Below are 22,550 nucleotides of genomic sequence, written 5' to 3'. Positions count from 1 at the left end.
CTCTCACATCCTCCATTTGGACTATGCGGATACGGGAACGAATTCATTGGCAACTGCTGCCGCCCACGCTTCTGATGCAGCGTCCGACACTTGTTTAGTCGCTAGTCCGCCCTACGGCCCTTTACCCTTTTCCTTGAGGCTGTAAGCAACCACGTAATCGCCCATGGTCGTGTTCATGAATGCATGCCCACCTGCTGCGATAACGACATATTGCCTGCCGGTACGCGGCGAAACGTAGCTCATCGGCAAGGCCTGCCCTCCCGCTGGCAGGCGCCCTTTCCACACTTCTTTCCCGCTCTTCAGGTCAAAGGCCCGAAGATAATCGTCAAGCGTTGCGCCGATGAATGCGAGCCCGCCCTTCGTCACCATCGCGCCGCCCTGATTGAAGACACCCGGAACCGGAATACGCAAGGGAGCGTGGTCGGCGGTCGTCCCAAGCGGCCCCTGCCAGAGAATCTGACGGGTCTTCAGGTCTATCGCCGTCAACCGCCCCCACGGTGGGGCATTACAAGGCAGGCCCAGCGGCGATACGAAAGGCCGCTCGGTCCATACCGCATAGGGCGTTCCCAGCATGGGAGAGATCGCACCCCGCCCTTCAAGGACGATGCCGTTCGCAGCCGGTGCCTGATCCCGCGGGATAAGTCGCAATTTCAATGGCATGTACGATGTCGGCACGATCATGATGCCGCGCGTCTGATCCACCGCGACGCTGCCCCAGTTCATGATCCCGTTGTTGCCGGGGAAGATCAGGCTATCCCGCAGCGATGGCGGAGTGAACCGGCCCTGATAGTTCAGCTTCCGGAACGCGATCCGGCACCATAATTGATCGAGTGGTGTTGCCCCCCACATGTCCGCTTCCTGCATGATCGGCGGTACGAGGCTCGGAAATGCCGAAGAGACCGGCTGGGTGGGAGAATAGCGTTCGCCCGGAACGTTCCCGCGCGGCACCGGCCGCTCCTCAATCGGTGCCAGAGGATTGCCATTCCGCCGGTCGAGCAGGAAAATCTCACCTTGTTTGGTGGCTTGTATCAGAGCCGGAACGAGCATGCCGCCCACTGGCAGATCGGCCAGCACAGGCTGGGATGCCACATCGTAGTCCCAGAGATCGTGATGCACGGTCTGGAACGACCACCGCACTTTTCCGGTCGCGACATCCAGTGCCACCACCGCACTGCCATAGCGCTCCTTCTCCGGGCTCCGCAGCCCGCCGAAATGGTCCGGCGAGGGATTGCCCGTAGGGATATAGACCAGGCCCAGCTTTTCGTCGGCGCTGAACAGGCTCCATGCATTCGGCGAACCGCGCACATAGGTTTCGTCCGCTGCCAACCCTTGCGTAGGGTCCGCCCTGCCGGCGTCCCAGCCCCACAATTGTTTGCCACTGGCGACATCGAAGGCCCGCACGACACCCGACGGTTCATCGACCCCGATATTGTCGAGCACGAAACCGCCGACAATTGCAGCATTGCCGACAATGATGGCGGGGGAGGTGACAAACTGCATGCCGCCCTCGACCGCGCCAAGACCCGTGCGCAACGAAATCTCGCCATTGCGGCCAAAATCCTGGCAAGGTTGTCCGGTGTCCGCATTCAACGCGATCATGCGGCCGTCTATCGTCGATACCAGAACGCGGCGGGCGCAAACCTTCGCAGCCGGATCGCTGGATTGATGGTAGGACACGCCCCGGCAGGCAACGGTGAAAACGCCTGTTGCATCGACCTTGGGATCGTGCCGCCACCGTTCCTTCCCGCTATCCGCATCGAGCGCGATCACGATATTATGCGGGGTGCATAGATAAAGCGTATCGCCGATCTGCAACGGCGTCGCCTGAAACATCTGCGGCGCAGCACCGCGTGGAATATCCCCTGTCCGGTAAGTCCAGGCCACATCCAGATTCGACACATTCGCAGGCGTGATCTGGGATGCAGGTGAAAAGCGCGTGCCGGCCTTGTTGCCCGCATAATCGGCCCAGATCGTCGGGGCCTGGGTTTCTCCAGCCCCAGCAGGCTGCACACGCTCAACCCCGTGCCAAAACCAGAAGCCCAGGATCAGAAGCACCAGAATACCGGCGATGGCGATAAATGCGGGGCGTCTACCCCGTCGAGCGCGGCTATCACCGGTGGCAGGCGGAACCGTGCGCCGAACGCCGGTATGCTGCCGTATCCATGGCGTGAACATATACAACAGGATAACCAGGGGCCCACCGACACGCGGAAGCAGGAGCCAGAAATTGGGGCCGACTTCGACCAGAGCCCAGACAAGCGTCGCTGCAAAAACCGCACAGTAGATCCAGATGCCCAGCGATTTGCCTTTACAGATCAGAACGCCCGCAATCAGGCATGCGAGGCCGGCAGGGAGGTAATAAAGCGATCCTCCAAGGCTCGCGAGCCAGGCGCCACCAATTCCCAGCAGAATGCCGACAATCGCCAGAAAACCGCCCAGAGACCATAGCAGAAATCTTTTGAGCACCATCTCCCTCCTCCCCCCTTTATGTCCATCATGGCTTTCAGTTACCGAGAGGCATCTGTGTTCAGCAGGTGACGAGGGTATGGACTGATATTGAGTCTGGCATCCCTCATTCGGATTATAGACGCCAAAACCGGGCGGCTCCGTGCAAGAAAGACGGCCAGACCTTGCTCCAGATAAATGCGCGTCAGCGTTGCCCGGCTCGCTTCACCGGTGAGTTATAAATTTACGACCAGGGAAAAATTGAATTCAAGCTAGCCAATGTTGAGAGCCACCACCGGCCCGATGGAGGGTGTCTCGTCCATACCAGTCGCTCCGGCCCTTCCGCTTGGCCGCGTAGAGGCATGTCTGCTACCCGCCATGAACTATTGGGATCTGCGATCAATCCCCGCGCTTCAGCAGGTCGTCGGTCACTTCCATCAGCAGGAAAGGTTCGTCCGCCGCATCAGCCACCGCATCGACGAAAGCGGCGCGGGCTTCGGGATCGTCATACACCATCTTGGCATCGAAAGCTTTTTGCCACGTCGCCTGATCGGGCCATTCGGCCACACCGATGAAACGCCCATCAGCATCTCTATGGAGGCGCGAGCCGAGTGAGCCGTAAGTTTGCCGGATTAACTCCGTTCCGCGCCGCCATGCCGCCCGAAACTGCTCCTCTTTGCCGGGATGCACTTTCCACCAATAGGCCGCCACGAACATCGCTCCTTCCTTTCTCCCAACCAACGTCAGAACATCGCAATAGGTCCGGAACATTCGTAATCGCGCAGCGTTGTCTCACTATCCCAAACGGAGAAACGAGATGAATAGCGATACATTAAAAGGCAATTGGGAGCAGGTTAAGGGTCACATTCAAAAGAAATGGGGCGAACTGACCAATGATGAAATTGACCAGATAAACGGAATCCGGAAAATCCTTACTGGAAAAATTCAGGAAAAATACGGCCAAGCCCGCGAAGAAGCCGAAAAAGAAGTTGATGACTTCGAAAACAGCTATTGAATATTCCCGTTTAGATGCGACCCCGCACAGAATATCTGTGTGGGGTTCGTCTTACCGAACCCCTGCCTCATCCGTCCAGGGCATATTCTCCCCCACAGCGATCGCAGGGGGAGCAAGGTCTTTCTCACTTAGCTGCAGCTTGATCGATGTGCGCGTTCCCCTGCCCGTTTCCGGGACCGGTCCATAGCAGATATCAGCACGATGAGCCCGTCCCATCGCCTCCACAAGCCGCGTTCCCAGTCCCGTCCCATGGATTGAGCCATCGTCCGGGTAACCGATGCCATCGTCCTCGACGGCGAGTTCCAGTACCCCCCCTCCGTGCAGAGTGAGACTTACGCGAACTTCGCCATACCCCGCATCTCCATAAGCATATTTGCAGGCATTGCTGATCCATTCGTTGGCAATCATCCCGAGCACCACGGCCTTGTCAGTGCTTAGTCGTATCGCTTTGGCCGAAACCGTCACCATGCGCACTGCCCCGGAGGTGGACCAACTCTCGCTCAGATCGGCGGCTAGGCTGTTGAGATAATCGTCCATAACAACGAATTCGACATCGCCCGTCGTGTAAAGGCGGCGGTTGACCTGCGCGATTGTCGCGATGCGCTGCTGTGCCTTCTGCAACGCTTCCTGAGCGCCGGAATCGGTGAGGGATTTGCCCTGCAGAGTAATGAAGGACATTACCATCTGAAGATTGTTGGCAACGCGGTGATTGACCTCCTTGAGCATCGCTTCGAGGCGGATGTTGCTTGCCCGCAGTTCCTGTTCGGCGTGGCGGCGGGCGCGGCGCAGCTCGGCACGTTCAAGGACCTGTTCAAAAGTATTGCTTAACAGGTCAAAGAAATCTTCCCCCACTGATTTGACAACATAATCGTCCGCACCAGCCTTCAGCGCGGCCACGGCGATACGGCTTTCCTCCGATCCCGTCACATAGACGACAGGAGGGCAATTAGGGAGCGAGCGAAGCGCGGCCAGCGTCACCAATCCATTTTGATCGGGCATATAATGATCAACGGCGATCAACGCGAAATCTTGCTGCCGCGCCATCTCGATACCTTCGGCGCCGCTAGCGGCCGTGCAGATCGACAAGCCTTTACGCGCAAGGGCCCGCGAGACGAGGCGGCGGATGCCTTCGTCGTCATCTATGTAGAGAATGGGAGCCGACGGCATGCTCAAGGAAGATCCGCTTCAGGAACCTGAATGACCGACAAAAACAGGCCGAGTTGGCGGATCGCATCGGCGAAATTCTCATAGTTCACCGGCTTGGTGATATAGACGTTGCAGCCGAGATCATAACAGCGCTGGATTTCGACCTTATCGTCAGTGGTGGTCAGGACGACAACCGGAGTGCGGCGCAGCGGGCTGTCGTCCCGCTTGAGGCGCTCAAGGATATCCGTCCCGCTCATATCGGGAAGATTGAGATCGAGGAGCACCAGTGCAGGACCGTTGCGAACCGGCCCGTCCTTCGCGTCATACAGGAATTCGAGGGCCGAAGTCCCATCGGTAAAATGATGGATGGCGTTTGAGATTCCGGCGCGGCGGATATTCTTTTCGATCAGGCGGGCATGACCTTCGTCATCCTCGATCATCACGATATTCACGGGCAGTTGATCAGGCATTTTCTTCTCCGCCATGCCATTTCATGGGCAAATTCAAACGAAAGGTGGAGCCTTCACCAAGGGCCGATTGCACTTCTATCGTGCCGCCGAGCCGGTAGGCGAGCGCCCGGGTGTGAGCAAGCCCGATGCCCTCGCCAGGCTGGTCTTGTGGTCCGGATCGGCGAAAAAGTTCAAAAATGCGTTCATGATCGCGCGGATCGATACCACGCCCGTTGTCGGATACCTCGATAAAGACACGCCCCAATTCCCCCCCGCCCGTGACCGTGATCAGACCTGCCGTCCCCGGCTTGAGATATTTGAGCGCATTCTCGATCAGGTTCGAAAGCATCTGCTCGACGGCAAGCCGGTCGCTTACGATGGTCGGCAGCGGTTCTACTTTTAACACCGTCCCGGTCTCTTGCACACGGTGCTCCAGACTTGCCGCGATGCCAAGCGCCAGTTCCGTAAGATTGATCTTTTCGGGCGCCAGCAGACGCCGGCCCTGCCGCGACAGGTTGAGAATCGCGTTGATCAGGCGGTCCATCTTCTGGGTTGAGCTGCGAATGAAGCCGATCGCTTCCGGCAGATCCTCTTCGATGGCAAGGCGTGTCGCTGCATCGGGCGCCTGCCAACCATCGGCATCACTCTTTGCGAGGTAGTCTGCAAGGGCCTTACGCGCAGCTTCGAGTTCGGCGGTAAACCCCATCACGTTGACGAGCGGCGAACGCAGATCGTGCGAAACGATATAGGCAAATCGCTGAATTTCAGCATTGGCGCGCTTGAGTTCCGCCGTTCGCGCCTCGACCATATCCTCAAGATCATCGTTCAGCCGGAAAAGCTCTGCACGCGACAGGCGCAGCGCAACGAGGTTGCTGCGCATCAGAAGCAAGGTGGCAATCGCAACGATCAGGATCAGCAATCCGGTCACAATCAGCGCGCCGAGAAACAGCTTCTGCGTGCGGGCCTGCCGGTGCTCGCGCTCACGCAGCAATGCCAATTCTTCTGCCAGCATCGCGTCAATAATCGTTCGCGCCTGGCGGATATATCTTACGCCCGCGTCATTACCGAAATCGGCAATGAGCGCGCGCTTGCCCGCATCACCGAGAGCGAGCAGGCGACGATGATGATCGCTATAAGCATCGAGAAGTGATCGCAGTTCGGCAACCCGCGCGCGCTGCGAAGGATTGTCAGAGACGAGCCTGTCGAGTTCCCGCTGCCGGCTGCGCGTTGCCGTTTCAGCTTGCGCCATCGTGCGGGTGAAATCCGCGTTGCCGGTAAGCAACAAACCACGCCGGGCCGTCTCCAACCGCTCGTTGGCGCTGGCATAAGCCGCTACGCTCGCCTCGACAGCCAGGGTATGGGACACCGAACGCGCATCCTGCTCATTCTGCCGCTGCACCCAGAAAGCGACCAGCGCTGCTGCGAGGAGCGCTGCGAAACCGATAGAGAGGAGAGCGATGATGATGCGGTTCGACCGCGCATTTCCGCCAAGCGCAGTAATCTTATCCGTTTCCAATGACGCTTTTCCTAGGTTTTACGGTGCCGATACTCGGCGACCAGCGCCCATCCCCGGCCGTGTAGCAGATCGCCGGGAACCCTGACTTAACCCATGTTAAATTCGAGGTAAAAACATATCATATCCGCACCTTGGAACGAACTTGCGCGCCAGTCGCTTATTCGGAATTCGTACCAGCCAGGAAAGCAAAAATATGGCCCCTGACCACTTGCCGTTATCCCGTAACGGGCTGCCTGTGATTCATGGCGAAGGACGCCTCGAGATTTTCGTGCGCAAACTGCTGTCCCACAGCTTGTTGTCGACTGAAGTTCAGAACGCGATGGCCGAACTGCCCTACAGCTTGCGGCGCCTGGAGCCCGGGGAGTATATTTTCCGCGAAGGCGATTGTGCGCAGATATGTCCGATCCTGCTCTCGGGCTATGCGTTTCGTCACAAGATTTCCAAAAGCGGCGGCCGTCAGATCGTCGCCCTCAAGATTCCCGGCGACCCGCTCGATTTTCAATCGCTTTACCTGAAAACTGCGGATCATAATCTGCAGACTCTGACAGTGGCCGAACTTGCCATCGTCTCTCTGTCCGATCTGGAAAATCTCGTTGTGAACCGTCCGCCGCTCGCGCGGGCTGTCCTTGTCGATATCCTGATCGAAGCATCGATCGGCCGCGAATGGCTTCTCAATATCGGACGACGAGACGCCCTTGCACGGCTCGCGCATTTTCTGTGCGAACTGCATGTCCGGTTGCGACAGATGGCATCACCGGGGCTGGATGAAAGCGATATCCCGCTCACACAGGAACAGCTTGCCGATTTGCTGGGTTTGACCCCTGTCCATATCAATCGCACATTGCGATCGCTTGAGGCATCGGGTGCGGTCAGGCGGACAGGTCGGCGCCTGCGTGTTGCCGATATCGAACAGCTCTACACAATCGCCGGCTTTTCCGATCTCTATCTCCATCGCGACAACTCATTGCCGTGAACGCACAGGAAGGTGCGCCACATCATGACACGTTATTTCTTTCATATGCACGGCAGCGCACACGAGCGGGATGAAGACGGTCTCGATCTGGCGGACGATAACGCTGCCCGCCGTGAAGCGATACGCTACGGCGGGAGTCTCCTTTCCGATGAACCCGATATTCTGAACCGCAACGACGGATTGCGGATCAATGTCGTGAACGAAAAGGGCCGGCTTTGTTTCGCCGTTGTCATCAACGCGCTCGACGTCACCTAAGCGCGATGAAAGCCAGCCTTCGAAAGCATGTTCGCGGGGAGCGGCCGTTTCTTGGCGCACCGATAGGAGCCTCACACCCTCTCCGCACGCCTGTTGGCTTTGTAGCGCCGCTTTTTCTCCAGAAGAGCGCGGCTTGTCTCGTTCAAGGCAATGGTATCTGCCATCGTCGCCCCACGCGTGCCGATTGGCATGTCTGGCCCGACTGTGGAATCGACCATGGTCTGCCTTTCGGTTTCCGCATTGACTGCCGCCCCCAGAAGGACGGCATAGGCCGACAGGAAAAGCCACATCAGAAAGATCACGACTGCGGCCAGCGAACCATAGGTCGCATTGTAATTGCTGACGTTGGCCACATAGAACCCGAAACCCACCGTGATCAGGAGCCAGAGCAGCGTCGAAAGAGCTGATCCCATCGACAGCCAACGCCATTTGGCTGCTCTCCTGTCCGGCGCATAGCGAAAGAAGATAGCGAAAGTGAAGCTGACAAGAGCGCCTGCCACCAGCCAAGTGGCCACTTGAACGAGGAAAACCGCGGTCTCCCCAAGGTAGGGAGACAGGAAATTGCGAACGTAAGTGAAGAACGAGATCGCCGCGACACCCACAACCGCAACGCTGACCATCCCGAGCGTTATAGCGGCGGCGACGCCCGTGGTCCGGATAATATTGCGGGTTTCATACTCTTCATAAATGACGTTCAACGCTGCCATCATCGCCGTGGCAGCACGCATCGCTCCAAACAGTGAAAAAAACAGCGCGACTGCCAGACCGAAACCTTGCGCGGTCTTGCTGCTGGTCACGATAGAAAGAAGCTGATCTTGAAGAATCGTCAGGACTTCGGGCGGAGCCACGCCTGACAAGAGATCAATGCTGCCCGCCACCGTGGCCGGATCACCGATCAGGCCATACAGCAACACCACAGATGCGATCAGAGGGACAAATGCGAGGAAGGCATAGAAGGCAACGCCTGCTGCCAGCAGACTGAGATTGTGAAAGCCGATCATCACATAGATACGCTTCAGGATCAGCCACCAGGCGGCCCACGGCATATGAAAAGGCGAGATACCGGTGCCGCCTGGCACATTCTCGGCAAGCCGGGGCAAATCTTCCCGCGCAATCACGGTTCCATCTTGCTCCACAGCTATCGGAGTATCTTGCTTTTCCGTTTGCTGCGTCATGGCCGCTCTTCCCCACCCATTGCGTTTGCGAATGCGCTTGGTGCGTTGCGCGCAGCGGCAATCTGCTTGGGCAGCCCATGATGCATGGTATTGGCTGATGTCTGGATTATCGCCTCCTTTTCCTCGTATCGCTGGCAAAGGGCCGTTTCCCTATCCTAGCGGCGAGCAACAGTAGCGCGAACAGCGGCAACAGGCGAACCGGGTGGCCCTGGCACGCTTTCGGATTGGCGCGCGCGCCGTCGAAACTTTCGCTCTACAGGAGGAAATGGTCCGTTAAGCCCTCGGCTCCAAGAGCAGCCCGACAGGCTCGCCCGGCATCAAAGGGGTGGGAAGAGAGTATCGTTCAATCCCGGCAATCCTGTAGGTTTTGCCATGCATAAGAACCTCACGGCCGAGCAGGCCTACATCATTTCGCGAGGGCTGATCCTTGAAGGGGAAAGGACCATAGTAAAATGTCCGGCCGCGGATAACCACGCTGCCCGTCGGTGCAAAATGTGCGATCCGTTCTGCTGGCTCCGGCGCAAAAGCGAAGGTGTGGGGGCATGCACCTACATCCGGCACCGCGCATGCAGCCCGTTCGAGATCGCTCAAAGAGCCATCTCCTGCTGTAACATCCATTAGAGCTTCTCAAATCTGGCAGGTATCATTCGTGTCATGAAAAGGCGGCCGAAGCCGCCCTTTCCCGATCAGCGGTTTTGCTGAGGATTCTGGTTCTCATCCTGCTGGCGGCGACGCTCTTCTTCCTGTTCCTGCTGGCGCTGTCTGTCCTGATCCTGCTGACCCGGCTTGTTCTGATCCTGGTTCTGCTGGCCCGGCTGCTGGTTTGCATTCTGGTCCTGGCGATTCTGGTCCTGACCGGACTGCTGATTCTGGTTGTTTTGCATTTCACTCTCCAAGCGTCCCGTCCGCTTGGTGGACGTCTCATCAGCAATTTGGTTTCAGTTGCTCAGAGCAAATGCGATGACCTGCTGCCGGTTTATAACATATGTTATGCAATTAGTTGGAAAACGAGTCCTGGACCGAGGACGCTGCTTCCAATGTGGAATTGAGGAACCGGAGCGCCGCCAGCGCGAAGGCGCCCATATTGTGTATGCGATCCTCACTGCCGCTTTCGATTGTCGTCACGACCGCGATATCGGGACCAGCCACGGCAATGCAGCTCCTGCCCGTCGGCACTCCGCCTGGATGCCTACCTGGCCCTGCCGATCCGCTCTCGGCAATGCCCCAGTCCGCATCAAAGCGGTCCCGGATCGCACGCGCCTGCAACAGCGCGTAGGGCTCGGTAACCGATTCCATGCCTGCCAAGTCTTCCTTCGACAGGCCCAGCAACACCTCACGGCCCTTGAATGAATAGATTACGCCGCCACCTCGGCAAAACCTGGTGGCACCGGGCACCGTGAGCAGACCTGCCAAGATAAGCCCGCCGGTCGCACCATCGGCGACGGCAATGGTCTCACGCCTCTTGGTCAGGGTGGCCGCTGCCTGCATGGCGATAGGAGCGAGCGTGTCGAGCATCACGGCAGCGTAGCCGATATTCTTATTCTTCGCGACAGTTCCTCGACACTCGAGAGTTGCAAATGAAACTTGTCCAGCCGAACCTCTGGGAAACCTCGCCCCCCAATCAATCAATGATGAGTTCGTCGTACTTGAAAGGACCGCCGACGACGGGACGGAGAGAGTCCGGGCTGTTTCCGTCGATGTCGAGCACGCCATATTCCCGTGCCTGTTCCGCCCCGATCACGGTACGGCCCGACAGCGCCATCATATCCGGATCGCTATGTATCGCCGCGATAATGCGCCCCGTGAAATCGGGCGTTTCCATATAAGGCAGCAGAAAATCGAACTGACCGGGTTTTTCCGCCATGGAAGCCGCTGATCGGGCTGTCTTCAGAAGGCCCATCCAGATACTGACAGACGCCACGCCGAAGGGGCGCAGTTCCACCGCCATATCGGCCGACATCTTGTCCGTTCCGGCCTTTTGCGCGCCATAGGCAGGACCATGGGCATAATTGACCGCACCAGGCGCCGAGGTAAAAATCATCAGGCCGCCAGGTTTGGCGACAAGCAGAGGGGCCGCTGCATGGGCCGCGATGTAGCTCGACCGAAGGCCCACGGTAATGATGTCCGCCATCCTGACGGGCCGGGTCCAGAACGGCCCGCGCTGGATCAGATCATTGCTGATTGCCGCGGCGTTGTTGACCAATATATCGAGGCGGCCTTCGTTACGCTCAACGGTGGCAAACAGATCGCGCACCGCTTCGTCGTCGGCATGATCGCAGGCGAAGGCAACGCCGCGCCCGCCTGCTGCGGTCACCTCGGCGGCTGTTTCATGGATGGTTCCACCCAGCGGCGAGGCGTCCGCTGTCTGACTGCGCCCGGTGACATAGACGGTGTAGCCTGCTGCCCCCAATGCCCGTGCGATGCCCTGGCCAGCGCCCCGGCTTGCTCCTGTAACGACGGCAACACCTTTGCTCATACCCATATCCTTTTGCGGCCTGACCCACCGCTGTTCTCACATAATCCGAAAACCCGCACGTCTCAAATAGACGTGAGTGTGACGTATCTTACCAGTTAACCGTAAACGTGGCGTCCACCGTACGCGGCGTACCCGGCCTTCCGCTGATCGCCGCGGTGTAACTGGCGGTGGACACGACGTAGTTCTTGTCGAGCAGATTGCGCCCGACCAGAGCAATGCCATATCGCCCATCATCACTGGTCCAGCCAATACGCGCGTTGAGCAGACCATAGGCCTTCTGCTGTTCGAGATAGCCGCTGGCACCGCCCACCCCATCATTGGCAGGGCTGAAGTACAGATCGTCCTGCCATTTGTAGTCGGCACCGATATAGCTGTTACCCCCCGCCAACGGAAATTCATACTGTGCCCCGAGGGTGAACGCCCATTCGGGGGCATTGTTCAGCCGTTTCCCGGTTGCGTCAAACGCGCCGAAGGTGGCCGTATAGGCGCCTGTGTAGTGCCGGTATTTGGCATCAAGATAGGCCAGTGTACCCGAGAGAGTGAGGCCACGAGCGGGACGGGCCTGCATTTCCAGCTCGGCACCATAGGTCCGCGCGGAAGCAGCGTTTTGCGTCACAGCGTAAGAGGGCGGAACAAACAGGGTTACCTGCAGATCATCGTAATCATACCGGAAGCCGGTGAGCGCGATATCGAGCTTGCGATCGATCAGCGAAGTCTTTGCCCCCACTTCATAAGACCACAGCAATTCCGGAGCGAAGCCGCGCTCGGCATTCCCTTTGTCAGTTGATCCCATGTCATACCCGCCACTCTTGAAGCCACGCGTGATCGACGCGTAAATGAGAGTATGGCTGTCAGGCCGGAAATTGAACCCAAACTTGGGTGTCCAGGCATCGTAGGTTTCTGATGCTTTCGCAGTGAAGGGATCGTAGAAATACGGGGCACCAATGGCGGGGGCTGCCAAGGCCGTATCGAAGTCAGGCGATGCCGACGCTGTCCAGAGGAAACGTCCATTCAGTTTCTTGCGTTCGCGGGTGTATCGCATCCCCGCAATGAACGAGAGTTGCGGGCTGACAGCGTATTCAGCCTGCCCGTAAAACGCGATGGAGTTGGTGCGGATCTCGGGAAGGCGGAAATTGCTGGCATTTGCCGGATAGAGTGCGAAGCGGAGCGGCTCCTTCACCTTCTCGTAAAAATAGAACAAGCCCGCAAACAACGTGAGATTGTCGAACTTACCTGTCAGAGAGAGATCTTCGCTGTATTGCTCCTGACGCAGGTTGACCGTGGAACGCCCGATATCGATCGCGCTCGCATCGGAATCATAGTCCAGATCGCCATGCAACTGGCGCCATGAAGAGAGTGATTTCAGAGTCACCGTATCGGATAACGGGAAGCTCAACTCCAGAGACACCCCACCACCCGATTGCTTCTGGCGGTTGTGACGGTTCAGCGAAATCTTGTCGAAGTCGCCCAATACGGCATCGTCAGAGGCAAGGCCGGTCGGAGCCAGCAATTTGGAATAACCGACAAGCCGCCCTTTCTGGCGAGTGTAGTCACCGCGCAAAATTGCCTCACCGGCACCGAGCGGGGCAACGATCTGCCCGCGTATTCCGAAATTGCTGTCTCGCCCGATGTCGCCGCCCGCGGAAACATTGTCGAAATAGTCACCATTGCGGCGATATTGCACGGCAAGGCCTGCGGCGATTCCCCCGCCCAGCCCTCCGCTGACGTAGGCGGCGCCCGATGCGGTACCGTAGGTTCCCGCGCCAACCTGAAGCTGGGCTTTGAACGCGTCCGTTGGTTTGCGGGTGATTACGTTGATAGTGCCGCCTACCGAGTTGCGCCCGTAAAGTGTACCCTGCGGCCCTCGCAAGACCTCGATCCGTTCGACATCGAGGAAGCTGGAAAAATATCCCAGAGTACGGCCAAGGTAGACATCATCAAGGTGCACCGTGGAACTGGGATCGGTGCCGGCGAAGGGATCGTTGGACCCGACCCCACGTATGAAGATCTGCGCATACCCGGCAAAATCAGCAATTTGCAGGTTGGGAGTATAATCGGTCAGGCCGCGAATGTCATTTACGCCGCGCTGATCGAGCTGGTCTGCAGAAAGTGCCGTTATGGCGATCGGTGTGTCGCTGAGCCGCGATTCCCCCGTGCGCGAGGCTGTGACGACAATTTCCGAAAGCGGCGCCTGCTCTTCCTGAGCCATGGCCTGAGTGGAACCAAGGGCGATTGCCAGCAGGCTGACCGCAAACCCGTAACCCCTGTAGCTGGACGACATCTTCTTTCCCCCTATCAGGTACGTATACGTACCTTGCGTGAAATAACCGGTTTCACACGGTTGATTCGTATTTATCACGATCTAAATAAATAGGTACGCATGCGTACACAAATGGATTTTTCATATAATTTTTCAGGGGTGGTTTTAATGGGCTTTGTTGACCCGTTATCGCCAGATCATTACCTGCATGCATTGATCCAGTGGATGAGGCAGTTGGAGCGGGAATTTGGCTGAAGAAAGTCCCCGGCGCAGAGGGCGGCGTCGCAGCCAGGAAGCAGAGCGCGCGATCCTCGATCAGGCCATGCTGATCCTGCTGCAATATGGTTTGCAGGGATTTACGCTAGATCGGGTCGCCGCGGCTGCGTCGGTCAGCAAGGCGACAATTTACCGCCGCTGGCGCTCAAGAGAGGAAGTCGTCCTTGCCGCATTGGGGGCGATTCCTGCCATCAAGGCGGAAATAAAGGGCGACGTGATCGAAAGCCTGACAGGTGTCATTCAGCAATTCGTGGAACTCGTGAAAAATACTCCCGGGCAACTCGAAGCGCAAACCAGAATGGTGACGATGATGCCGTCACTTGTGGCCCAGTGTGCTGACAACCCTGCGCTGATGGAAGCGTTGCATACGTACATCGAGCAACGCAAGGCTCCGGTGCGAGTGATACTCGACCATGCCATCGCAAGCGGGGAAATCGCTACGCCGCAAAATGTCGATCTGCTGATCGATGCGATCATGGGCCCGATAGTCTTGCGACTGTTCCTGGGTGGCGGCGATGTTAGCGAAAATGCAACACGCGAATTGATCCGCTTGGTGGTGAGCGGAGCCAATACTCCCAAATAGCGCGTAGATGCATTGAGGAAGTTATCGAGACCATAATCGCACGATTTCAGGATCAGGGCGAAATTGCCAGGACCGTACATCAGCCGGTCCTGCGCAAGTGCAAAAGCGCAAAAGCCGCCCGTTTTGGGGCCCTGGTAGCGGCGCTGAAATCGCGATCGCAGGCCCTCCGAACGCAAGGTGTTTTACGAACCAGCCTATTGGCCCCAGCCCGCTTTCCACCATAAAGTTACCAGGACAGAAGTTTATTAATCCGATAATTCAGTAAATTATCCTTCGCCAGAGCCCTATTTTCGGGCCATTTGGTAACCATAGTCCTAAACCGCAAGTTTCTTCCCATAGGTCCAACTATGGGCCATGCGAGCACAATATCCCATTACACGGACTCGAATGGTACTGGTGGGTATGGCCGCTACGGCCGGTATCCTGGCGGTACCTGGGCAAGCGCACGCCACGCTGGCGGCGATCATGCCGATGACCTTGCTTGCGGCTGGGGCCGCATCATGCGGTGCCACGCCTCCGCCCGGTCCACTGGCAGGCCAGGATGCAGCTCTCGCGAAGAGCGCTGCGATCCTGGGCGGCAGCCCCAGCATGCTCGATCAAATCCGCATGCAGCAAGCCCGATCGGAAACGGTATCGCTCAGCACCACGCAGGCGATGACCGATGGCGGCCGCCTGTTGCAGCCCGCGCTTGGTGGCACGCAATTGCCATCCGCCACTTGCACGATTGCCCCTGTCACCAATCTCGCGATGCCCAGCCCAGCGCTCGGCATCTCGGGTTCGTCGCGCGCGGTAAGCGATCCGGAAAACTTCCTGGCCAGCAAACGCGTGCCGGTACGCCACACCCCCTTCGACGGCGATTGGGCTCGCGTGCGCCTGCAACCCGTTTCCGCTGGAACCGCCCGCGCATTTGCCGGCGGGCGCCGGGCCGATCGGCTGAGCCTGATCGAAGCGGTGAACCGTTCCGTCAACCACAAGATCCGGTATGTCGAGGACAGCCAGCTTTTCGGCAGGGCGGATTATTGGGCAGGCGCTCGCACCACCTTGCGGCTGGGCAAAGGCGATTGCGAGGATATCGCTCTCACCAAGATGCAGCTGCTTGCAGCCTCGGGGCTGGCCCGCAAGGACATGATCCTGACGATTGCCCGCGATCTGGTGCGCAATGCGGATCACGCGATCCTGATCGTGCATCATGAAGGGCGTTATCTGGTGTTGGACAACAGCACCGATACGCTGCTGGATGCCAGTTCCAGCCTCGATTATCGCCCGATCATGAGCTTCGGCGAGAACACCGCCTGGCTCCACGGTTACTGACCGAACGCTGATCAGCGTTCGGTCATCGCCTCGCTCAGCCCTTTGGTCACGGGCTTGAAGAGGTAGGACAGGATGCTTTTGCGTCCGGTGATTACTTCGACATCGCAAATCATCCCCGGCACGATGGGCAATTTTTGGCCGTCCTTGACGATGAACGAACGCTCCGTCTCCACCACGACGGTGTAGTAGGTCTGCCGTTCGACTTCATCATAGATGCTGTCTGCCGAAACCTGCTGCACCTTGCCGCTCAGCCCACCATAGATCGAGAAATCATAGGCGGTGACTTTCACGTTCGCGCGGTCCCCAACTTTGATAAAGGCGATGTCCCGGGGGCTGACGCGCGCTTCGACCAGCAGCTTGTCACCCACCGGAATGACCTGCATTAGCTTCTGCCCAGCTCCGACGAAACCACCGATTGTCGCGATCTGCACATCGTTTACAATGCCATTCGCCGGCGCGCGCAACTCGTTGCGTTCCTTCCGGGCGGCAGCGCCACGGATCGTCTGCTGGTTGACGGCAATCTTGGTCTGGATTTCGCTTCGTTCCGCCAGCGCTTGCTGCTGAAAGTCGAGGCGTGAGGAGCTGAGCTCCGCGGAAGCCTCGCGCACGGCCGCTTGGCCGCGAGCAACCGCCTGCCGGGCTGCAGCCAGGCGCCCCTGCGTATCGACCAGTTCACGCTGCGCCGAAAGCAGTTCGGTTTGTGGAACGATCCCCTTGGCCGCGAGCGGTTCGAGCATACGCACCTGTTCAGCGGCAAGACGGACGCTGTTGCTCAGGGCATTGGCAGTGGCTTCGGCTTCGCGCAAATCGCGCCGCCGCTGCTCCACAGCAGCAGCCAGACCCATCTGCTTGCTCCGCGCGGTAGCCATGCGGACATCCTGCAAATGCTGCTCGTCAGCGCACACGGTGCCGCCTTCGCCGCAACCGAGCTCCCCGCCCGCCGCTTCCTGCTTGAGCCGTTCGGCCCTTACCGTCAGCCGGTCGTTTTCCGTCTGCAATTGCCCCAGTTCGGAGGAGGCCTGCGCATCGTCCAGGCGGACGAGCAACTGCCCCTTCACCACCGACTGGCCGCTGCGCACAAGGATGTCCTTCACCACGGCCGCCTCCGCTGGCTGGACCAGTTGGGCCTTGCTCGACGGGATGACTTTCCCGGTGCCGCGCGTCACTTCATCCACGCTCGCTAGGCTGGCCCAGACAATGAACAGTGCCAAACCGACGGCACACGCCATGATCAGGCGATGGTTCGCATCGTAGGATGCATAGCGATCCCGCAAGCCGCGCAGACGCTCGTCCCACGATTGTTCGATAGCCTGTTCCGTCACGGCTGCACCTGTTCGTTCGTCAGGGTGGCGTTAGGTGAGACATCCTGCGCCGTCACCGCCGCATGATACCCTTGGCTGACCTGCGAGGGATCGGGAATGGTCATCCGCCATTGCTTGGTCACATCGATCCGCCCGCCGATATCGGTGGCCGTATGGCGATCGGACATATGCGGCACGACACTCAGGCCATTGGCGAGATCCGCGGTTTCATCCCCAGTACGGTGATCGAGGGCGGAACGCAGCCGCGCATAATCGAGCTGCGGTATGTATTCATAGCCGGACCACCGATCGCGGAAAGCATCAGCGCGGCCCCATTTTCCAGGGAACCGGTAAAAGATATGCGCGCCGATCTTGTCGATCTTCGCCAGCGTGAATGCCCAGCGCGGCAAGACGTAGTCCGCGTGATAATGCGTTGCCGTGCCCACACGCGGTTCGGTCTGCCCGGCCAAAGCCGCTTCGGCTACTGCCTGCGATTCCTGCCAACGCGGCCCGACCGGCGCGCGTAGCAACGAACCGTCACAAGTAAAGCTAAACTGGCAGACCGCCCGGTTGCTGCCTTCGTACACCACGCCGCACACCGAATTAGGATAAGCCGGGTGGCGGAGCCGGTTGAGCACGACCTGGGCCACGGCGCGCTTGCCCGCAAGCGGTTCGTTCGCGGCTTCGTAATAGATCGCCTGCGACAGGCAACGAAGCGCCGTGCCATAGCCTTCGATCCCCGGACGGATGCCCGAAAGGCTGCCCGGCTTCTCCACCGGCAATTGTGAGAGCGGGATCAGCGCATTGCTTTCGCGGGCCGTTTCCCCCTTGCTGACCACACGTCCCTGATCGCCGGTGGTCATCGCCACCAGCATCCGAACCTGCTGCGGCTGCATGCCGACGGCGGCTCTCGCTTCGCCCTGCGTCAGCCGGGTCGATCCAACCAGCGCCAGCGCACAGGCTAAGGACAGTGCATAACCCACATGCAAAGCCGTGCGACGCCACGCCCTGCGCGACGGCGAACGCGTCGCAGGCAGATGAAGGGCGGTCGCGGTATTCATGCGGTCAACCTTTCGGCATTGCCCGTCGCAGCAATGATTTCATTCTTCGGCCCATCCGCGACAATCCGCCCCTGATCGAGCACGATCAGGCGATCGCACAGCCGGAACAGGGCCGGACGGTGTGTGGAGATGATCAGCGTCTGTCCCGGGATCAGCGAGCCCGAAAGACGATCGACGAAGTGCTTTTCCGTCTGGCTGTCCATCGCTCCGGTCGGCTCATCGAGGAACAGCATCTTGCAGGGTGTCACAAAGGCGCGGGCCAGAGCGAGGAAGGAGCGCTGCCCACCCGACAGCCGCCGCCCCTGCTCCCCGACCAGACGGTCGAACCCGCCCGCATCACGGGAAAGGAACTGCTCCGCCCCGGTTGTCTTGAGAGCATCGATCAGCGCCGCATCGGGCAGATCCGGCCGCCCGAACGTCAGATTGTCCTTGATCGTACCGGTGAAGAGATTGGCATCCTGCCCGACGAAGCGGAATTCCGAACGGATATCGTGCGGGCGATACTGCGAGCTGTCGATCCCATCGATCATCATCGCACCGCCGGTCGGCTGGTAAAGGCCGCACAGAATACGCCCCAGGGTGGATTTGCCGGAAGCCACACGGCCAATCACGGCGATCCGTTCCCCCGGTTCGATCGTGAGATTCAACCGGTCCAGCGCAAACGAGGACGTGTCGGGATAACGGAATTCCAGGTTTTCGAGCTTGATCGAGGCCGAGCGAATGGTCGGCGGGACGGTCCGGCTGCCCTGCCGCCGCTCATCCTCTGCATCGAACAACCGTTCGATGCTGGTCAGCGTTTCATGGGCCTGGCGGCCCCGGGTCAGCAGGAAAGCCAGTTGCCCGGCCGGTCCGAGAGAGCGCGACGAAAGCATGACGATCGCGATGATCGCCCCCATCGTGATATTCCCAGCATCGAACAGGTAATAACCACCGATCACCAACGCGATACCGGACAATTGCTGGCAGGTTGCGGCCAGCCCCACGGCAATCGTGTTGATGTGGCGCAGGCGCTGTTGCGAACGCGTGCCGATCTCCGCAAGACGATACCAGCGGCCGATCATGCCGCCTTCACCTGCCATGCTCTTCAACGTTTCCATGCCCGCGATCGATTCCACGAGCATGGTCTGCTGCAGACCGTGGTCGGCCTGCGCGTCTTGCGCCGCCGTGACCACCTGTTCCTGCAAGCGGTATCCGATCAGCCCCATCACCAGAATGGCGGTCAACGGAACGATGGCCAGCCATCCGGCAATGAACGCGATCACCGCAACGAACAGGACGAGAAACACCAGATCGACCATCAGGACCACTGTCGTCGATCCGAAGAAATCGCGGACCGTGGCGTATTCCGAAACGCGTGCCGCCAAGGCCCCCGTGCTACCCTGACGGGCAGACAACGGGGTCGCCAGCAACCGGCCGAAAATCTTCTGCGACAGCTTCAGGTCGAGACGACGTCCGATCTGGTCGACCACATTGGACCGCGCCTGGCGCAGTGCAAATTCCAGCGCGAACGACAGCAGCACTCCGATGCCCAGAACCCACAGGGTCGATACGGCCCGGTTGGGAAACACCCGGTCATACACATTCATCGTGAACAGCGGCATCGACAGGGCAAGAAGGTTGATCAGCAAGGATGCCAGCAGGACCGGACGGAATGCCGCCCGTTCCTTGCGCAGTTCGCTCCAGAACCAGTGATGACGCCCTTTCGCGTGCCACGGCAGAACCCGTTCGCCAATGCTGTTGGGATCGCCGAAGACCGTTACCAGCCCGCCGGCGAATTCCTCGGCCACCGATGCGAAAGGCAGCCACATCTGCTCCTGCGTTTCCGGCCGCCAGACGAGCAGATCCTCGTCCTTCAGTTCGTAAACAATGGCGAACTTGCCATCCCGCAGAGTCACGATCGCCGGCCATCCATCGGGCTGGCGCGACAGCTTCTTGCCCGACACGGTTTCATGGTTCAGCCCGACCAGTTCGAGCGCCGGTCCGAGCTGGTGGAAGGGCAAGCGCCCTTCCCCATTTCTCGGCACAGTCGCCAGCAGCGTCGGCGAGAACGCCATCCCGTAATGCCGGGCAAGCGCGGCAATACAGGCCTCCAGCGGGTCTGCGGGGGCTACGCCATATATGGAACCATCGTCGCGCACGATTTGTCAGCTTTCTTCGAGGCCGGGCCGGGGATACTTGGGCGAGACGTTATTTGGGATAGACCCGGCGATAAAGTTCCGCGGGAACGGGTGGCCCATAATGGAACCGTTCACGCTCCTTCATTCCCGCACCGGCACCCGGCGAGACATTCAGCGCACCGATGAAGAGATTGGTCGTGGCCAACGTCTGATACTGCGCGAACATCTGGGAGAACCGCGACGTTTCCAGACGAACCTGCACGTTGTAGCGGGTGTTCTGCGCATCCAGCACGTCGAGCAGCGAACGCCGCCCCACATTGAACTGGCTGCGATAGGACAGCAGCAGGTCATCCGTTACGTGCCCCTGCTTTTCCAGAGCCCGGACGATTGCCGTCTGGCTTTCCATGGCGTTCCAGGCAGTGCGCACATCCTGTTCGGCATCGCGCTCGACCTGATGCAGGCGATAGCGGGCTTCGCTGGCCCGACGCACCATTTCCTGCACCTTGGCCCGGTTGATCCCGCCATCGAAGATATCCCACCGCAGGAAGACGCGGGCCTGAACATCGTTGGCATTGCCTTTGAAGCCGTCGATATCTTCCCCGACGCGGCCCTGCACGTTGACCCCGATTTCAGGATAGAGGTCGCCCTTGGCTGCTTTGACTAGAGCATTGGTGGCATCGACATCCGCCACCGCCTCAAGCACTTTCGGATTCTGCGTCCGCACCAGGTTGACGGCTTCCGCCTCGTTGGCCGGCAAAGCCGACGTCAGAGCATCCGGAAGAGCAACCTGCTCAATATCGAGGCCGGTCAGCGCCCGTAGGGAAATCTTGGCGTTCCGCAGCGCTTCAGCCGCTTCCTGCTCCCGCACGAGCGCCGCCTGCAGGCGTTCTTCGGCCTGTTGCTGATCGGCGATGCTGATCGAGCCCTGGCGCACGCCTTCGGACAAATCCCCCACCAGCGAGCGATGGAAGGCGCTGTTGTCCTGCGAAGCCGCCAGGATGCGCTGCTGCAAGAGAATGTCGAGATATTGCCGCGCAATCTGCAGGGCAACGAACTGCGAACGTTCCAGCACCCGCAACGAGGCACCGTCGACCCGTGCCGCCTGGCGCAGCAGTTCGCCGCGCCGACGCCCGAAATCGACCGCCACCCATTCCGCATTCAGGCTGGCTTCCAGCGGATAGAGCCAGTCGTCCGCGATCCCCAGCCTCCGCCGGGTGGTGTTTTCCAGACGCCGCGCACCGGCCGAAGCATCCAGTGTCACGCGCGGGGCAAACAGGCCCTGGGCCTGTTTGCGCTCTGCCTGAATAGCTTCGGTGTTCATCTGTGCCTGGATGATATCCGGGTTGGAGTCCATCGCGACGGCAATCGCGTCGCGCATCGAAACAGCCTGCCCCAGCGCCGGGGCGGAAACGCCGCACAACAATGCTGCCGCGGCGAGGCTTACGAGTTTACTCTTGTCCATAATTGCCCCCGTTCCTCTCAGATCACTGCGATTTCCACGCGACGGTTCTGCGGATTGCGTTCGCCGTCGGGGGTCGGGACTCTGGGTTCGGCCTCGCCATGTGCGCTGACCGTGACCATGCTGGAATTAATGCCCTTGGCCTGCATCAGGTCGGCAATCGCCTGTGCCCTGCGAAGCGAAAGCGCATCGTTGTAAGCGTCGCTGCCTGCCCGGTCCGTGTGTCCGGCAACCGCCAAGCCACGCCAAGCGCATAGGGATGCCGCGCTGACGACCGCATCGACCGTCTGCCCGGCTTCAGCCGGAGGGATGGCGGAATCGAAATCGAAGAACACCACCCCGGCCAGCTTGTTGCCACAGGCCGCATTCGGCGGCGCAACCGCCATCGGCGGCGGTGCCGACGCCTGATTGTAACGCGCATAGGCATCGCCGCATTTGCGGATGCTGGTCTCGTCCTTGGTCGACGATTTCATATAGCCTATGGCAATGCCACATTGGACTTTCGCTTCCGAAGCCCAAATGTATCGTGTGTCGTTGGCTGCAACCACGGCGCGATCCGTCGTTGCGGCGAGAGCACTGTCATAGCGCGTCTGCAGTTCGCCCCGGAGCTGGTCTCCGTTCAACGCCAGCAGATCCGCGCCAGCGGACTGGGCCATGGCCACCGATGGAACAGCGCCCAGGACCGCAATCGCTCCCCACAACCACCTGTGTCCTTTGCCTTTCATAAGATTG

General features: G+C 59.4%; 21 protein-coding genes. 5 read left to right on the top strand and 16 right to left on the bottom strand.

Going from position 1 to position 22,550, the window contains the following annotated elements; translation table 11 throughout:
- Positions 1-111 precede the first annotated feature (111 nt).
- Together K5X80_RS04035 and K5X80_RS04030 are read right to left on the bottom strand one after the other, a co-directional pair.
- The gene (locus K5X80_RS04035; RefSeq protein ID WP_222559566.1) at positions 112-2,469 is read right to left on the bottom strand and encodes a membrane-bound PQQ-dependent dehydrogenase, glucose/quinate/shikimate family; all 2,358 of its coding nucleotides are present in this window, start codon (positions 2,467-2,469) and stop codon (positions 112-114) included.
- A 375-nt stretch (positions 2,470-2,844) separates the two neighbouring features.
- Complete coding sequence (locus K5X80_RS04030; protein ID WP_222559565.1) at positions 2,845-3,162, bottom strand: antibiotic biosynthesis monooxygenase family protein; 318 nt, start codon at positions 3,160-3,162, stop codon at positions 2,845-2,847.
- 100 nt (positions 3,163-3,262) lie between these two features.
- Between K5X80_RS04030 and K5X80_RS04025 the strand changes: the two genes are divergently transcribed.
- On the top strand, positions 3,263-3,460 hold the full coding sequence (locus tag K5X80_RS04025) for a CsbD family protein (RefSeq protein WP_222559564.1): 198 nt from the start codon (positions 3,263-3,265) through the stop codon (positions 3,458-3,460).
- Between the two features lie 51 nt (positions 3,461-3,511).
- Here K5X80_RS04025 and K5X80_RS04020 read toward each other — a convergent pair whose 3' ends face one another.
- Genes K5X80_RS04020 through K5X80_RS04010 form a run of 3 tightly spaced genes read right to left on the bottom strand, consistent with a single transcriptional unit; the run spans position 3,512 to position 6,571 of the window.
- Positions 3,512-4,627: a response regulator gene (locus K5X80_RS04020; RefSeq protein ID WP_261390684.1), complete on the bottom strand. Its 1,116-nt coding sequence runs from the start codon at positions 4,625-4,627 to the stop codon at positions 3,512-3,514.
- A 2-nt stretch (positions 4,628-4,629) separates the two neighbouring features.
- Positions 4,630-5,076, bottom strand: a complete 447-nt coding sequence (locus K5X80_RS04015; protein ID WP_222559562.1) for a response regulator — start codon at positions 5,074-5,076, stop codon at positions 4,630-4,632.
- Entirely contained in the window at positions 5,069-6,571 is a 1,503-nt protein-coding gene (locus K5X80_RS04010) for a sensor histidine kinase (protein ID WP_222559561.1), read from the bottom strand. Before K5X80_RS04010 ends, K5X80_RS04015 begins: the two co-directional genes overlap by 8 nt.
- A 142-nt stretch (positions 6,572-6,713) precedes the next feature.
- On the opposite strand from K5X80_RS04010, the gene K5X80_RS04005 reads away from it, so the two are divergent.
- Both K5X80_RS04005 and K5X80_RS04000 read left to right on the top strand, forming a co-directional pair.
- Positions 6,714-7,544: a Crp/Fnr family transcriptional regulator gene (locus K5X80_RS04005; RefSeq protein ID WP_222559560.1), complete on the top strand. Its 831-nt coding sequence runs from the start codon at positions 6,714-6,716 to the stop codon at positions 7,542-7,544.
- A gap of 24 nt (positions 7,545-7,568) precedes the next feature.
- Positions 7,569-7,799: a DUF6894 family protein gene (locus K5X80_RS04000; protein WP_222559559.1), complete on the top strand. Its 231-nt coding sequence runs from the start codon at positions 7,569-7,571 to the stop codon at positions 7,797-7,799.
- A gap of 71 nt (positions 7,800-7,870) precedes the next feature.
- On the opposite strand, the gene K5X80_RS03995 is transcribed toward K5X80_RS04000, so the two are convergent.
- From K5X80_RS03995 to K5X80_RS03970, 6 genes are all read right to left on the bottom strand, one after another.
- The gene (locus K5X80_RS03995; protein ID WP_222559558.1) at positions 7,871-8,974 is read right to left on the bottom strand and encodes a YihY/virulence factor BrkB family protein; all 1,104 of its coding nucleotides are present in this window, start codon (positions 8,972-8,974) and stop codon (positions 7,871-7,873) included.
- A gap of 273 nt (positions 8,975-9,247) precedes the next feature.
- On the bottom strand, positions 9,248-9,565 hold the full coding sequence (locus K5X80_RS03990) for a hypothetical protein (protein WP_222559557.1): 318 nt from the start codon (positions 9,563-9,565) through the stop codon (positions 9,248-9,250).
- A 95-nt stretch (positions 9,566-9,660) separates the two neighbouring features.
- Entirely contained in the window at positions 9,661-9,858 is a 198-nt protein-coding gene (locus K5X80_RS03985; RefSeq protein ID WP_222559556.1) for a hypothetical protein, read from the bottom strand.
- A gap of 112 nt (positions 9,859-9,970) precedes the next feature.
- On the bottom strand, positions 9,971-10,489 hold the full coding sequence (locus tag K5X80_RS03980) for a CinA family protein (RefSeq protein ID WP_222559555.1): 519 nt from the start codon (positions 10,487-10,489) through the stop codon (positions 9,971-9,973).
- 106 nt (positions 10,490-10,595) lie between these two features.
- A complete protein-coding gene (locus K5X80_RS03975) occupies positions 10,596-11,456 on the bottom strand; it encodes an SDR family NAD(P)-dependent oxidoreductase (RefSeq protein ID WP_502778524.1) in 861 nt (286 codons plus the stop codon).
- Positions 11,457-11,538: 82 nt separating this feature from the next.
- Positions 11,539-13,731: a TonB-dependent receptor gene (locus K5X80_RS03970; RefSeq protein WP_222559553.1), complete on the bottom strand. Its 2,193-nt coding sequence runs from the start codon at positions 13,729-13,731 to the stop codon at positions 11,539-11,541.
- Positions 13,732-13,957: 226 nt separating this feature from the next.
- Here K5X80_RS03970 and K5X80_RS03965 point away from each other — a divergent pair, with 226 nt between their 5' ends.
- Both K5X80_RS03965 and K5X80_RS03960 read left to right on the top strand, forming a co-directional pair.
- Positions 13,958-14,569, top strand: coding sequence for a TetR/AcrR family transcriptional regulator (locus K5X80_RS03965; RefSeq protein WP_222559552.1), 612 nt, complete (start codon positions 13,958-13,960; stop codon positions 14,567-14,569).
- A 402-nt stretch (positions 14,570-14,971) separates the two neighbouring features.
- Positions 14,972-15,880: a transglutaminase-like cysteine peptidase gene (locus tag K5X80_RS03960; RefSeq protein WP_222559551.1), complete on the top strand. Its 909-nt coding sequence runs from the start codon at positions 14,972-14,974 to the stop codon at positions 15,878-15,880.
- A gap of 11 nt (positions 15,881-15,891) precedes the next feature.
- Here K5X80_RS03960 and K5X80_RS03955 read toward each other — a convergent pair whose 3' ends face one another.
- The 5 genes from K5X80_RS03955 to K5X80_RS03935 all read right to left on the bottom strand — a co-directional run bounded on the left by K5X80_RS03955 (position 15,892) and on the right by K5X80_RS03935 (position 22,543).
- The gene (locus K5X80_RS03955) at positions 15,892-17,202 is read right to left on the bottom strand and encodes an HlyD family type I secretion periplasmic adaptor subunit (protein ID WP_222559550.1); all 1,311 of its coding nucleotides are present in this window, start codon (positions 17,200-17,202) and stop codon (positions 15,892-15,894) included.
- On the bottom strand, positions 17,199-18,242 hold the full coding sequence (locus K5X80_RS03950; protein ID WP_222559549.1) for a cell wall hydrolase: 1,044 nt from the start codon (positions 18,240-18,242) through the stop codon (positions 17,199-17,201). Before K5X80_RS03950 ends, K5X80_RS03955 begins: the two co-directional genes overlap by 4 nt.
- Positions 18,239-20,296: a type I secretion system permease/ATPase gene (locus K5X80_RS03945; RefSeq protein ID WP_283249223.1), complete on the bottom strand. Its 2,058-nt coding sequence runs from the start codon at positions 20,294-20,296 to the stop codon at positions 18,239-18,241. The genes K5X80_RS03950 and K5X80_RS03945 overlap by 4 nt, the downstream gene beginning before the upstream one ends.
- A gap of 133 nt (positions 20,297-20,429) precedes the next feature.
- On the bottom strand, positions 20,430-21,821 hold the full coding sequence (locus K5X80_RS03940) for a TolC family protein (RefSeq protein ID WP_222559547.1): 1,392 nt from the start codon (positions 21,819-21,821) through the stop codon (positions 20,430-20,432).
- Positions 21,822-21,838: 17 nt separating this feature from the next.
- Positions 21,839-22,543 (bottom strand): OmpA family protein, encoded by a 705-nt coding sequence (locus K5X80_RS03935; RefSeq protein ID WP_222559546.1) that lies wholly within the window; start codon positions 22,541-22,543, stop codon positions 21,839-21,841.
- Positions 22,544-22,550: the final 7 nt, after the last annotated feature.

This window comes from Caenibius sp. WL, from assembly GCF_019803445.1.
Lineage (GTDB): Bacteria > Pseudomonadota > Alphaproteobacteria > Sphingomonadales > Sphingomonadaceae > Caenibius.
The sequence above is the reverse complement of the archived record's forward strand: the minus strand, read 5'-3'. Positions and strand labels throughout refer to the sequence as shown.